Source organism: Duganella sp. GW822-FHT06D06 (genome assembly GCF_058799615.1).
Genome location: NZ_JBXALQ010000012.1, coordinates 1 through 13,354, shown reverse-complemented (window position 1 = coordinate 13,354; position 13,354 = coordinate 1). Strand labels below are relative to the sequence as shown.

At 64.5% G+C, this 13,354-nt stretch carries 10 protein-coding genes; 9 read left to right on the top strand and 1 reads right to left on the bottom strand.

What is annotated here, in order from left to right:
- Position 1: 1 nt before the first annotated feature.
- Together araG and araH are read left to right on the top strand one after the other, a co-directional pair.
- Positions 2–1,552, top strand: coding sequence for an L-arabinose ABC transporter ATP-binding protein AraG (gene araG / locus AC1RMD_RS20730; RefSeq protein WP_492928930.1), 1,551 nt, complete (start codon positions 2–4; stop codon positions 1,550–1,552).
- Complete coding sequence (gene araH, locus AC1RMD_RS20725) at positions 1,549–2,532, top strand: L-arabinose ABC transporter permease AraH (RefSeq protein WP_492928928.1); 984 nt, start codon at positions 1,549–1,551, stop codon at positions 2,530–2,532. The genes araG and araH overlap by 4 nt, the downstream gene beginning before the upstream one ends.
- A gap of 28 nt (positions 2,533–2,560) precedes the next feature.
- Here araH and AC1RMD_RS20720 read toward each other — a convergent pair whose 3' ends face one another.
- Positions 2,561–7,075, bottom strand: a complete 4,515-nt coding sequence (locus AC1RMD_RS20720) for a beta strand repeat-containing protein (RefSeq protein ID WP_492928926.1) — start codon at positions 7,073–7,075, stop codon at positions 2,561–2,563.
- 134 nt (positions 7,076–7,209) lie between these two features.
- On the opposite strand from AC1RMD_RS20720, the gene AC1RMD_RS20715 reads away from it, so the two are divergent.
- The 7 genes from AC1RMD_RS20715 (at position 7,210) to AC1RMD_RS20685 (ending at position 13,238) form a co-directional block, all read left to right on the top strand.
- On the top strand, positions 7,210–7,890 hold the full coding sequence (locus AC1RMD_RS20715) for a response regulator transcription factor (RefSeq protein WP_492928924.1): 681 nt from the start codon (positions 7,210–7,212) through the stop codon (positions 7,888–7,890).
- Positions 7,887–9,272 carry a sensor histidine kinase gene (locus AC1RMD_RS20710; RefSeq protein WP_492928922.1) on the top strand — a complete coding sequence of 462 codons (1,386 nt, stop codon included), beginning with the start codon at positions 7,887–7,889 and terminating at the stop codon, positions 9,270–9,272. The genes AC1RMD_RS20715 and AC1RMD_RS20710 overlap by 4 nt, the downstream gene beginning before the upstream one ends.
- Before the next feature lie 173 nt (positions 9,273–9,445).
- Positions 9,446–9,736, top strand: a complete 291-nt coding sequence (gene groES, locus AC1RMD_RS20705) for a co-chaperone GroES (protein WP_008451606.1) — start codon at positions 9,446–9,448, stop codon at positions 9,734–9,736.
- A gap of 48 nt (positions 9,737–9,784) precedes the next feature.
- The gene (groL, locus tag AC1RMD_RS20700; RefSeq protein ID WP_492928920.1) at positions 9,785–11,431 is read left to right on the top strand and encodes a chaperonin GroEL; all 1,647 of its coding nucleotides are present in this window, start codon (positions 9,785–9,787) and stop codon (positions 11,429–11,431) included.
- Positions 11,432–11,563: 132 nt separating this feature from the next.
- Positions 11,564–11,818 carry a hypothetical protein gene (locus tag AC1RMD_RS20695; protein ID WP_492928918.1) on the top strand — a complete coding sequence of 85 codons (255 nt, stop codon included), beginning with the start codon at positions 11,564–11,566 and terminating at the stop codon, positions 11,816–11,818.
- Complete coding sequence (locus tag AC1RMD_RS20690) at positions 11,818–12,093, top strand: type II toxin-antitoxin system RelE/ParE family toxin (protein WP_492928916.1); 276 nt, start codon at positions 11,818–11,820, stop codon at positions 12,091–12,093. Before AC1RMD_RS20695 ends, AC1RMD_RS20690 begins: the two co-directional genes overlap by 1 nt.
- Positions 12,094–12,239: 146 nt before the next feature.
- Positions 12,240–13,238: an OmpA family protein gene (locus AC1RMD_RS20685; protein WP_492928914.1), complete on the top strand. Its 999-nt coding sequence runs from the start codon at positions 12,240–12,242 to the stop codon at positions 13,236–13,238.
- Positions 13,239–13,354: the final 116 nt, after the last annotated feature.

Below are 13,354 nucleotides of genomic sequence, written 5' to 3'. Positions count from 1 at the left end.
CATGACCGCGTACCTGCAGTTTGACCAGGTCAGCAAGGTCTTCCCCGGCGTGAAGGCGCTCAACGGCGTCAGCTTCGCCGCGCACGCCGGCCAGGTCCATGGCCTGCTGGGCGAGAACGGCGCCGGCAAGTCCACGCTGCTGAAGATCCTCGGCGGCCAATACAAGCCGGACGGCGGCCGCCTGCTGGTCGATGGCAAGGAGTGCCGCTTCACCAGCGCCAAGGATGCCATCGGTGCCGGCATCGCCGTGATCCACCAGGAGCTGCAATACGTGCCCGAACTGACCGTGGCGGAGAATATTCTGTTGGGCCGCATGCCCACCCGTTTCGGCCTGCTGGACAAGCCCAAAGCCCACAAGATCGTGGCGGAGAAGCTGGCCGCCATCGGCGTCGACCTCGCGCCGGACGCCAGGCTGGCCGACCTGTCGATCGCGCAGCGCCAGATGGTCGAGATCTGCAAGGCCATCATGCAGGACGCGCAAGTCATCGCCTTCGACGAGCCGACCTCCAGCCTGTCGCACCGCGAAACCGAGATCCTGTTCCGCCTCGTGAAGGAGTTGCGCGCCGACGGCCGCACGCTGATCTACATCTCGCACCGCCTGGAAGAGCTGTACGCGCTGTGCGACGCCTGCACCATCTTCCGCGACGGCCGCAAGATCGTCACCCACGACGTGATGGCCGACGTGCCGCGCGAGCGCCTGATCAGCGACATGGTGGGCCGTGAACTGAGCGACATCTACGACTACCGCCCCCGCCAGCTCGGCGAAGAACGCCTGAAGATACAAGGCCTGGACGGCAAACATGTGAAAGGCCCGCAAAGCTTTTCCGTGCGCGGCGGCGAGGTGCTGGGCTTCTTCGGCCTGGTCGGCGCCGGCCGCAGCGAATTGATGCGCCTTTTGTACAACGCCGACGCGCGCAGCGCCGGCAGCGTGGTGCTCGATGGCGCGACCGTGTCGACCTCCGGCCCGTCCGCCGCCATCGCGGCCGGCATCGTGCTGTGCCCGGAGGACCGCAAGGAACAAGGCATCCTGGCCACCGCCTCGGTGGCGGAGAACATCAACATCAGCGTGCGCCGCCACGACCTGCTGGGCGGCCTGTTCCTGCGCCACAAGCGCGAAGCGGCGCTGGCCGATGAATTCATCGCCCGCCTGCGCATCAAGACGCCCAACCGCCAGCAGGAAATCCGCCTGCTCTCCGGCGGCAACCAGCAGAAGGTGATCCTGGCGCGCTGGCTGGCCGAACCCGGCCTCAAGGTGCTGATCCTCGACGAGCCGACGCGCGGCATCGACGTCGGCGCCAAGAACGATATCTACCGCATCATCCACGAAGTCGCGGAGCGCGGCTGCTGCGTGATCGTGGTGTCGAGCGAGCTGCCGGAAGTGCTGGGCATCTCGGACCGCGTGATCGTCATGCGCGAGGGCGAAATCTGCGGCGAACTGTCGCGCGCCGACGCCAGCGAAACCGAGGTGCTGCGCCTGGCGCTGCCCGATTCGATCACCCCCACTCCCGCCCACATTGAACCGCCCGCACTTCCCAACCGGAGCATCGCATGAACGTCTCGCAATTGAATCCCGCCGCCAAGCCCGCGGTGTCCCAGGCCCAGCGTCAGTGGCTGGTTGAATACAGCATGCCGCTGGCCTACGTGGTGCTGTTCGCGGTGCTGGCCGTCACCGTCGAGAACTTCTTCTCGCTGACGAACGTGGTCGGCCTGATGCTGTCGGTGGCGCAGATCGGCATGGTCGCCTGCACCATGATGCTGTGCCTGGCCTCGCGCGATTTCGATCTGTCGGTCGGCTCCACCATCGCCTTCGCCGGCGTGCTGGGCGCCATCGTGCTGGAACAGAGCGGCAGCGTGCTGCTGGCGGTGGGCGCCGGCCTGGCCTCCGGCGCGCTGATCGGCGCCTGCAACGGCGTGTTGATCGCCTACCTGCGCGTCAACGCGCTGATCGCCACGCTGGCGACCATGCTGATGGTGCGCGGCCTGGCCTTCATCGTCTCGAAGGGCCAGGCGGTCGGCATCAGCAACGACGCCTTCATCAACTTCGGCGACACCCGCATCTTCGGCCTGCCGCTGCCGGTGCTGGTGTGCGCCTGCTGCTTCCTGGTGTTCGGCGTGCTGCTGAACCAGACCGTCTTCGGCCGCAACACGCTGGCCATCGGCGGCAATCCGGAAGCGGCGCGCCTGGCCGGCGTGCGCGTCGAGCGGCTGCGCGTGTGGATCTTCCTGCTGCAAGGCCTGGTCACCGCGATGGCCGGCTTGATCCTGGCCTCGCGCATCACCAGCGGCCAGCCGAATGCGGCGCAGGGTTTTGAATTGGATGTGATTTCGGCCTGTGTGCTGGGCGGCGTGTCGCTCCAAGGCGGCAAGGCGCGCATGTTCGGCGTGTTGATCGGTGTGCTGATCATGGGGACGGTAGAAAACGTCATGAACCTGCTCGACGTCGACGCCTTCTACCAGTATCTGATGCGCGGCGTGATCCTGCTCGCCGCGGTGCTGCTGGACCAGCTGAAGACCCGCGGCGAGCGCCACTAGTCTTCAGCCGTCCGTTACAGCGTGGCGCTTAGCTCGCCACGCCCACCAACTGCACGCCGGCGCTGCCACCCGTGATGGACGCGGTCAGCAAATCGGCAAAGGTGTGCATGCGGTCCGCCGTCCACGTGGCAGCCATATCGTACGGGCTGCTGCCGTGGTCGGCCTGCGCCACCAGTTCGGCGAAGTTGATCGCCGCCACCTGCTTGCCGCTGGCATCAACCAGGTCCAGCTCGCTGAAGGTGGTCTTGGCATAGTCGGCCACCGTGAACTGCGCGTAGGACTTGCCGCCATCGACATAGTTGATGACCAGGTCGGAGCCGTCGATGTTGGCCTTGACGCGATCGGCGGCGATGGTGACGCTGCTGAACAGCTTGTTGCCGGTGAACTTGAGGATGTCGTTGCCGCCAGCCACTTCATGCACCGTATCCTTGCCGTCGCCCATGGACATCACATAGGTGTCCTTGCCGCCGCCGTACAGGGCGTCGTTGCCCATGCCGCTGTACAGGGTGTCGTCGCCGGCGCCGCCGAACAGGCGGTTGTTGCCGGCGTACTTGTAGCCCAAGGTGTAGGCCAGCATGGTGGCGATGAAGAAGTCGGCGCCCTGGAAGTCGCCCAGGTGCAGGTTGACGCCCAGGTATTTGCCCAACCAGTTCACACCGTCGCCGCTGGCGTTGGAAGCCGTCTTCAATGCGCTCCCGGTCCAGTCCTTGGCGTCGGCCAGGGCCGTGCCGACGTCGGCATCGGCCACGTAGTTGACGCCGCTGCTGATGCCGTTCACCGCCGTGGTCAGGCCGCTCTTGCCGCCGTCGAGCGCGGACTTGAGCGGCGTGGCGACGTCGATGCCGGAAGTGGACAGGCCGGTCATGCTGGCGATGCCGGACAGCGCATCGTTGCCGACCGTATTGAGGCCGTCGGCCAACTTGCCGCCGCTGGCGGTCGCCTTGGCCAGCTCGGCCTTGATGCTGTCGGCCACGCCGCCCCAGCCCTTGCTGATCTCATCCGTGAAGGTGGTGTTCAAATACTTGGTGATGGCGTCGAAGCCCTTGCCCGCATCGGTCCAGGCCGCGTTCAGGGCGTTGGCCTTGCCCACCAGCAGGTGGTCGATCACGCCCCAGCCCAGGCCCATCATGGTGTCGTTGCCGTTGCCGCCGCCGACATAGCTGCCGGCATTGGTGGCGAAGATGGTGTCGTTGCCGTCGCCGCCGACGATCACATTGCCCACCAGGTTGAGCTTGCCCAGGTCGCCCTTGGCCAGCGCGCCGTACTGCGAGCGGATGAAATTGGCGTTCATCGCCGCGCCCACCCAGTCGCCGGCCGACTCGTAGTCGTTTTCGACGATGGCTTCTGCCGCGTTGAACACGGTAATCTCGGCCAGGCCGATGATGGTGTCGTTGCCGGCGCCGCCGATGGCGACGTTGTTCTGGCCGGACGAAACGATCAGGTCGTTGCCGGTGCCGCCCATGCCGATGGTGGTGGTGCCGGCCAGGATCATGGTGTCGTTGCCGTCGCCGGCGTGCACGAAGTTCATGCCGGTGTCGATGCTGACCTTGGTCGAGCTGGTGGTCTGCGCCTTGTCCGAGCCTTCGACCGCCTCGGTGGTCACGCTGGAGTAGCTCAGCTTGCTGCCGCCGTTGAGCACGACCAGGAAGTCGTCGCCGGCGTCGGCCAGCACCACGTTGTGGTCGCCGTACACCACAGCCGTGTCGTTGCCGGCGCCGGTCCAGCCCAGGTTGAACTGGGTGCTGCCCTTGGTGGTGCTGGTGGTGGTCTGGTTCGTGCCTTCGGCTTCGTTGGTGGTGGTGCTGGTGTTGCCGCCGCCGTAGCCGATCATCACCAGCACGTCCTTGCCGCTGCCGCCGATCACGGCGTTGTCCTTGCCGACCACGGTTTCGACGTTGTTGCCGTCGCCGGCCACGATCAGGTTGCCGTTGACGTTGACCGACTTGGACGCGGTGCCGAAGGCCAGCGCGGTCAGCACGTCGTCGCCGCTGCCGCCTTCGATCAGGTTGCCCTTGCCCAGCGCGGTGACGACGTTGTTGCCGCCGCCGGCCGACACCACGTTGTAGGTGCCGACCACGGTGACGACGTCGTTGCCGGCGCCGGTGACGATGCCGGACTTGCTACCGATGGCGCTGACCACGTCGTTGCCGGCGCCGGTCAGCACCAGGTTGTTCACGCCCAGCGCGGTGGCGACGGTGTCGGCGCTGCCGCCGATCAGCACGTTGTTCTTGCCGAACGCCGTCATCACGTCGCGGCCGCTCTGGCTGGAGGCCAGGCCCGACAGGCCGGCCTTGGCCACCAGGTCGGTGGCGGCCACGCCGGAGGTCAGCGAATCGACCAGGCCGACGGCGGTCGCGCCGATTTCGGCGTAGTTGCCGCTGGCCAGCAGGTTGTTGGCGCCCACGGCCGTGATCGTGTCCGCGCCGGCGTCGCCCCACACCACGTTGCGCGCGCCGAACACGGTGACGACGTCGTTGCCGCTGCCGCTCCACACCACGTTGTTGGCGCCGATGCCGGTCACCGTGTCGTTGCCGCCGCCGGTGTAGACCACGTTGGTGGAGCCGATGGCGCTGACCACGTCGTTGCCGTCGCCGTGAGCCACGTTGCTGCCGATGAAGGAAGCCACGGCCTTGGTGGCGCCGCCGGCCACGCTGCCCAGCTTGGCGGTGACGTCGGCCAGGCCGTCGCCCAGGCCGGTCACGATGACGTTGACCGAACCGGCCGCCGTCACCACATTGTTGCCGGCCATGTTGACGACGATGTTGTTGCCGCCCAGCGCGGTGGTGACGTTGTCGCCGCCGTTGGCCAGCACGATGTTGTTGCCGCCGACCGCCGTGACCACGTCCTTGCCGGCGCCGGTGTAGATGACGTTGTTGCCGCCCACTGCCACCACGACATCGTTGCCGGCGCCGCTGTTGAGGGCGGAGGCCAGCTTGGCGCTGGCGTTGTTGATGGCGGTGGCGACCGCCTTGCTCGGCATGGCGTCGGCCAAGACCTTAGCCAGTCCGCCGGTGGCGGCCTTGACCATGCCGCCCAGTTCGGTCAGCACGACGTTGGCGCCGCCCAGCGCGACCACGGTGTCGCCGCCCACGGTGGTGGCGACCAGGTTGGCGCCGCCCACGCCGACCAGCGTGTTGCCGCTGCCGTTGGCCAGCAGCACGTTGTTGACGCCGACGGCCACTTCGGTGTTGCCGCCCTGGTTGCTGACCAGCGCGTTGCTGTCGCCCAGCGCGGCCACCCGGTTGCCGGCGCCGCCGGTGTAGGCGATGTTGAGCAGGCCGCCCAGCACGATGTTGCTGCCGCCGCCGTCGTCGATCACCACGTTGGCGCCGCCGCCGGCCACGATGTTGTCCTTGCCGTCGCTGGCGGTGATGCCGTTGGCGCCGCCCAGCGCGACCACCAGGTCGTTGCCGCTGCCGGCGTTGATGACGTTGGCGCCGCCCACGGCCTGCACCTTGTCGTTGCCGGCGCCGGTGCCGATGACGTTGGCGCCGCCGGCGGCGTTGACCGTATCCCAGCCGGTGCCCGAAGTCAGCACATTGGCCGCGCCGTTCAGCGTGACGTTGTTGTTGCCGTTGCCGGCCTTGACTTCGTTGGCGCCGCCGTTGGCCTTGATGGTGTCGTCGCCGCCGCCCGCCGTGATGTGGTTGTTGCCGCCATCGGCCGTCACCGTGTTGGTGCCCTCGCCGGCGTCGATCACGTTGCTGGCGGCCTTGACGGTGATGCGGTCGTCGCCGCCGCCGGTGTTGATGACGTTGCTGGCGCCGTCGGCCGTGACGGTGTCGGCATCCTTGCCGGTGTTGATGATGTTGGAGGCGCCGCCGGCGTTGATGACGTTCCAGCCGTCGCCCGCGTTGACCTTGTTGGCGCCGCCGTAGACGGTGATGTTGTCGTTGCCGCCGTCGGTGTTGACGGTGTTGGCGCCGCCGTTGGCGCTGACGGTGTTGTCGCCGCCGTCGAGGTCGATGCTGTTCCAGCCACCGTTGGCCGTCACGCGGTCGCTGCCGTTGCCGGCGGTGATCTCGTTGTAGGCGCTGTTGATCGACAGCGAGTTGTTGCCGTCGCCCAGGTCGACGTCGGCCGCCGCGCCGGCCGTCACGGTGACCGTGTCGTTGCCGGCGCCGCCGGTGATCTTGTTGTAGACGCCGACTTCGACGCGGATGTTGTCGTCGCCGTTGCCGCCGTCGATGCGGTTGTAGCCGCCCACCCGCACCACGATGGTGTCGTTGCCGTCGTCGCCGTACAGGTTGTTGTAGGCGCCGGCCGTGACGGTGATGCTGTCGTTGCCGCCGTCGCCGTGGATGATGTTGGCGCCCAGCGAGCTGGCCGTGTAATGATTGTCGCCGTTGCCCAGGCTTTTCTTGGTGTAGCCCAGTTCGCTGATCTTCTTGGCTGCCGCGGCGATGTCGTTGCCCACCGACTCGAACGCCGCGCCGATGCCGTTCAGATCGCCGCCGATGTCCTTGACGGTGTCGCCGACCTTGTCGACCACCTTGGCGATCGGTTTCACCACATTTTTCTTCAACCAGCTGCCGATACTCATCTTTACCCCTTTTAATGGTTTGGTACACTTGCATTAAATCAAGGGAAAATGACAGTTTGCCAAACAGAACGATTACAAGGCTGTAATCAAGGGCCGGGATTGACGGCGGCCGGGCCAACCCTGACAATGCCGCCATGAAAGCGCTTTTAGTAGAAGATGAACAACGAATTGCCAGTTTTGTGTGCACCGGCCTGCGTGAACACGGTTTCCTGGTCGACCATTGCGAAGATGGCAACCTTGGCTATGATTACGCGCTGGCCCGCGACTACGACGTGGTCTTGCTGGACGTAATGGTGCCGGGCCGCGACGGCCTGTCCATCCTCAAGGCCATGCGGCGCGAGGGGCGCAACGTGCCCGTCATCCTGCTGACCGCCCGCAACGAACTGGACGACCGCCTGACCGGCCTCAACCTTGGCGCCGACGATTACCTGGCCAAGCCCTTCTACGTGGAGGAGCTGGTGGCGCGCATCCACGCCCTGCTGCGGCGCGTGAGCGGCGAACGGCAGAACGTGCTGACCCTGGGGCCGCTGCGGCTGGACCGCCTGAGCCGGGTGGCCGAGGTGGACGGCCGCGCCGCCGAGCTGACCGCGCGCGAAATCAACCTGCTGGAATACCTGATGCGTTCGCCGGGCCGGGTCTACACCCGCACCCAGATCCTGGAACATGTGTGGGGCTACGATTTCGAGCCGCAAACCAATATGGTGGACGTCTGCATCCAGCGCCTGCGCAAGAAGCTGGAACTGCCCGACAGCGTGGCCATCGAGGCCGTGCGCGGCGTCGGCTACCGGCTGCGCAAGCCGGACGCTGTGGCGTGAGGGCGCGCTGGCCGCGCCTGCGCTCGTTCCGGCTGCGCATCGCCCTCGGCTCCACCCTCACCGCGCTGGCCGCCATCATCTTGCTGTACGCGATGGCCAGCTACACCATCATCCAGCGCCGCGCCGCCATCATCGACCACATGCTGTCGGCCCACCTGGCCGGGCCCGGCTTCCAGGCCACGCCGCAAGCGCTGTGGCCGGCCACGGACGCCCAGCTCAACGCCAGCTTCGGCGGCTTCGCCCCGCCCGACAGCGCCCCGCTGGCGCACGCCCTGCTGCTGGTGGAGGACGCCGGCCGCGGCCCGCAGTACCGCAGCCCGGCCTGGCAGCGCGTGTTCGGCAGCGCCAGCCTGCCGCGCGGCCCCGGCCTGCACACCGTCGACGGCGGCGGCCAGAGCTGGCGCATCGGCAGTTCGGTGCACGGCTCCGTCACGATCTGGGTGGCGGTCAACCGCAGCCTGTCGGATGCCCAGGTGCGCGCCAGCCTGGTCCGTTTCGCCGCCGCCATCGGCGTGCTGGCCGTGGCCATGGGCGCGCTGGCCTGGTATCTGGCCGGACGCGCGATGCGGCCGGTGGAGCACCTGACCGGCGTCATGGTGCGGCTCACCGCGAGCGAGCTGGACCAGCGCGTCTCGGCCGCCGAGGAAGACCTGGAATTCGCCCAGATGGTCAGCGTGTTCAACGCCATGCTGGACCGCTTGCAGCGCAGCTTCCTGCAGGCGGCGCGCTTTTCCGGCGACGCCGCCCACGAGCTGAAGACGCCGCTGACCATCCTGCAGGGCGAGCTGGAACGCAGCTTCGCCCAGGCCGGGGCCGATCCGGTGCTGGAACAGGGCCTGGCGAATATGCTGGACGAGGTGCGGCGGCTGGACAGCATCGTCCGCAAGCTGCTGCTGCTGGCGCGGGCCGACGCCGGCCAACTGGCCATTCCCATGTGCCCGCTCGACCTGCGGCCCGCCCTGGACGAACTGGCCGAGGACATCGGCCTGCTCGATGCCGGGCGCCCGCTGCGGCTGGCCCTGCCCGACCGCATCGCCGTGCGCGGCGACGCCGAGCTGCTGTGCCAGGTGTTGCAAAATCTTGTCAGCAATGCCATCAAATACGGCCAGCCGGGCGGCTGGATCGCGCTGTCGGCCCGGCGCCAGGGCGAGCAGTGGTGCATCGACGTCAGCAATGCATCGGACGGCATCGCCGCCGAACACCGGCACCGCCTGTTCGACCGTTTCTACCGGGCCGACCAGGCCCACCAGCGCCGGGTGCCGGGCGTAGGACTGGGTTTGTCGCTGGCGCGCGACATCGCCGTGGCGCACGGCGGCAGCCTGGCGCTGGCCGATGCGGAGCCGGGCCAGGTGTGCTTCCAGCTGTCCCTGCCGGCCGCCTGAGCCGGCTCATTCACATCAATTCAGCAAGTATGTCTTGAAATAGCCCAATACCGTCCCTATAATTGGCACTCGTTCCAAGGGAGTGCTAACAGCGCTCTCGGCCAAACTTTCCGCCTCAGCAACCTTGTTGGTGTGGCAACAAACTGTTCCATTGTTAATTTAAGGAGTTTTGTATGAACCTTCGCCCTTTGAACGATCGCGTAATCGTCAAACGCCTCGACCAGGAAACCAAAACTGCGTCCGGCCTGATCATCCCTGATGCGGCTGCTGAAAAACCGGATCAAGGCGAAGTACTCGCCGTCGGCAATGGCAAGATTCTGGAAGATGGCAAAGTCCGTCCGCTGGATGTCAAGGTAGGCGACCGCGTCCTGTTCGGCAAATACGCCGGCCAAACCGTCAAAGTTGACGGTCAGGAACTGATGGTCATGCGCGAAGAAGACATCATGGCGATCGTCGTCAAGTAATTGACACGCACGTTCGCAATCGTACTCACCTAATTCTGGAGAAACAACATGGCAGCTAAAGAAGTAATTTTCGGCGACGCAGCGCGCGCCAAAATGGTTGAAGGCGTCAACATCCTGGCCAACGCAGTCAAAGTCACCCTGGGCCCTAAAGGCCGCAACGTGGTGCTGGAACGTTCGTTCGGCGCACCTACCGTCACCAAGGACGGCGTATCGGTCGCCAAAGAAGTCGAACTGAAAGACAAGCTGCAGAACATGGGCGCGCAGATGGTCAAGGAAGTTGCTTCCCGCACCAGCGACAACGCCGGCGACGGCACCACCACCGCGACCGTGCTGGCCCAGGCCATCGTGCGCGAAGGCATGAAGTTCGTAGCCGCCGGCATGAACCCGATGGACCTGAAGCGCGGCATCGACAAGGCAGTTGCTGCCACCGTCGAGCAGATCGCCATCCTGGCCCGTCCTTGCACCACTACCAAGGAAATCGCCCAGGTCGGCGCGATCTCGGCCAACTCGGACTACTCGATCGGCGAGCGCATCGCTGAAGCGATGGAAAAAGTCGGCAAAGAAGGCGTCATCACCGTGGAAGACGGCAAGTCGCTGAACGACGAGCTGGACATCGTTGAAGGTATGCAGTTCGACCGCGGCTACCTGTCGCCATACTTCATCAACAACCAAGAGAAGCAAGTCGCGATCCTGGACAATCCATTCGTCCTGCTGTGCGACAAGAAGATCTCGAACATCCGCGATCTGCTGCCGGTACTGGAACAAGTCGCTAAAGCCGGCCGTCCACTGCTGATCATCGCCGAAGACATCGAAGGCGAAGCACTGGCGACCCTGGTTGTGAACAACATCCGCGGCATCCTGAAAACCTGCGCAGTCAAAGCCCCAGGCTTCGGCGACCGTCGCAAGGCCATGCTGGAAGACATCGCGATCCTGACCGGCGGTCAAGTGGTTGCTGAAGAAGTCGGCATGACCCTGGAAAAAATCACGCTGGAAGAGCTGGGCCAAGCCAAGCGTATCGAAATCGGCAAGGAAAACACCATCGTCATCGACGGTGCTGGCCAGGCTGAAGCGATCGAAGGCCGCGTCAAGCAAATCCGCGTGCAAATCGAAGAAGCGACCTCGGACTACGACCGTGAAAAACTGCAAGAGCGCGTGGCCAAGCTGGCCGGCGGCGTTGCCGTGATCAAAGTCGGTGCAGCCACCGAAGTTGAAATGAAAGAAAAGAAAGCCCGCGTTGAAGATGCACTGCACGCTACCCGCGCTGCCGTGGAAGAAGGCATCGTTCCTGGCGGCGGCGTAGCCCTGCTGCGCGCTCGTGCCTCGATCACCGTCAAAGGCGACAACCCGGACCAGGACGCAGGTATCAAGATCGTTCTGCGCGCCATGGAAGAGCCACTGCGCATGATCGTGCAAAACGCCGGCGAAGAAGCTTCGGTGGTGGTTGCAGCGGTTCTGGCTGGCAAAGGTAACTACGGTTACAACGCAGCCAACGGCACCTACGGCGACATGGTCGAAATGGGCGTTCTGGATCCAGCTAAAGTCACCCGTTCGGCACTGCAAAACGCAGCATCGATCGCTGGCCTGATGCTGACCACCGACTGCATGATCGCTGAAATCAGCGAAGACAAAGCTGGTGGCGGCATGGGCGGCATGGGTGGTATGGGCGGCATGGGCGGTATGGACGGCATGATGTAATTGCCGGCATAAGCCTCGCTGCACAGAAAAGCCAGCTTCTTCGGAAGCTGGCTTTTTATTTGGATGGTTGATTGAACTTATGGCGACTGACAAGGTCTACAATAAAGTAGCCGATTGAATCCTCGGGAGACGATGATGTCCGTAACAGTCAGTGAAATTGAAGAAAGCATCAAGTCGTTGAGCTTGGCGGATAAGAAGCTTCTGCTGCGCGCCCTGCTCGAAGAAATAGAAGGTCATCAAGTACCAGGAGCCCACGCCAATGCGCGCACACTCTTGACGCTGGAAGCACTCGACGATGTCGCCTCTGATCGCTATGTAGATCACGACGACGTCAAGTCGTGGGCGAAAAGTCTGGCCACAGCAAATCAGCTGCCGCTGCCAAAATAATGAAACTGCGTTGGACAAGCAAGGCGCTGTCCGACTTGGAGCGGCTTCATGAATTCTTGAGCCAAACTGATGCTCAAGCCGCCAATCGGACTATCGGTGCGTTAGCCTCCGCTCCTGACAACTTACTCACCAATCCGCGAATTGGCGAGCGCCTCCACGAATTCGGCCAGCGCGAGGTGCGCCGCATCCTGGTCAAGCACTACGAAATCCGCTATGAGATCAACGATTCCTCGATCTACATTTTGAGGATTTGGCATACCAAAGAATATCGCTGATACCTGGACGATTGCACAACCCCATCCGCGCAGACCGAGCGATCGGATTGACCATCGGGGCCGGCACGATTGAAAGGTTAAGATTGATCTAAAGGCAATCCCTGCCTACAATCGACGTTCCTCAACTTTCCTCTGACAGGACCGCCATGCGTGCTTATCGCCTTCTTCCATTGCTGCTGTGTGCCGGCCTCGTCCATGCCCAAAAGATGCCGGCGCAGGATACCGTCAAAGGCGGCAAGGATCATCCGCTGCTGTCGCGCTTTGAAGGGTCGAAGATGGTCGGCTACGGCCTCAAGGAATTCGACGAGGTGATGCTGCCAGCCGGCAAGCGCGGCGAGAACAAGGGCGGCCAGATGGCGTTCGACAGCACGCTGCTGTTGGAAGGCAAATACACGCGCATGGCCTATAACTTCCCGCCTGAACGCTCGGCGCTGGAGGTGATGCGCAACTACCAGGCGGCGCTGGAAAAGGCCGGCCTGAAAACCATGTTCGCCTGCGCCAAGGAAACCTGCGGCAAGGGCTTCGGCGAATTCTTCCTCGACAAACGCGTCGGCGATCATTTCATCCAGGGCGGCGAAGCCAGCTGGGAGCCGTTCAACTACGGCCGCAACGACGAGCGCTACCTGCTGGCCAAAGGCACGCGCCCGGACGGCTCGCTGATCCACGTGGGCGTGTATACGGTGGCGCCGGTGCAGGACAAGCTGGGCGGCATCTACGTCGAGGTCGTCGAAGCCAAGGCGATGGAAGGAGGCAAGGTGTCGGTCAACCTGAACGCGGCCGACATGGCCAAGGGCATCGCGGCCGACGGCAAGGTGGCCGTGTACGGCGTCTTGTTCGACACCGACAAGACCGACGTCAAGCCGGAATCGAAGGCCGCGCTGGCCGAGATGGCCAAGCTGTTGCAGCAAGATGGCAAGCTGAAGTTGTACGTGGTCGGCCATACCGACAACCAGGGCGCGCTGGCGCACAACCTGGAGCTGTCGCAGAAGCGGGCGGAGTCGGTGATCAAGGTGCTGGCGGCGGACTACAAGGTCGATGCCAAGCGGCTGAGCGCCAAGGGCGTGGCCTCGTACGCGCCGGCGGCCTCGAACGATGCCGATGCCGGACGCGAAAAGAATCGCCGGGTCGAGCTGGTCAAGCAATAGACAAGTCGGAAGCGGAGGCTACAACGAGATCAGCGATGCGGGGGTGTACTGGATTCTGTGTAAACGGGTTTTCGTTTAAGTCTGCGGCACCCGGTCTTCAAACTGGATGGCGAACC

Bases quoted from the DNA above. Each gene is read 5' to 3' on its own strand.
- groES (WP_008451606.1), top strand. From the start codon at position 9,446: ATGAACCTTCGCCCTTTGAACGATCGCGTAATCGTCAAACGCCTCGAC.
- AC1RMD_RS20720 (WP_492928926.1), bottom strand. From the start codon at position 7,075: ATGAGTATCGGCAGCTGGTTGAAGAAAAATGTGGTGAAACCGATCGCC.
- AC1RMD_RS20715 (WP_492928924.1), top strand. From the start codon at position 7,210: ATGAAAGCGCTTTTAGTAGAAGATGAACAACGAATTGCCAGTTTTGTG.
- araH (WP_492928928.1), top strand. From the start codon at position 1,549: ATGAACGTCTCGCAATTGAATCCCGCCGCCAAGCCCGCGGTGTCCCAG.
- AC1RMD_RS20695 (WP_492928918.1), top strand. From the start codon at position 11,564: ATGATGTCCGTAACAGTCAGTGAAATTGAAGAAAGCATCAAGTCGTTG.
- groL (WP_492928920.1), top strand. From the start codon at position 9,785: ATGGCAGCTAAAGAAGTAATTTTCGGCGACGCAGCGCGCGCCAAAATG.
- AC1RMD_RS20690 (WP_492928916.1), top strand. From the start codon at position 11,818: ATGAAACTGCGTTGGACAAGCAAGGCGCTGTCCGACTTGGAGCGGCTT.
- araG (WP_492928930.1), top strand. From the start codon at position 2: ATGACCGCGTACCTGCAGTTTGACCAGGTCAGCAAGGTCTTCCCCGGC.
- AC1RMD_RS20685 (WP_492928914.1), top strand. From the start codon at position 12,240: ATGCGTGCTTATCGCCTTCTTCCATTGCTGCTGTGTGCCGGCCTCGTC.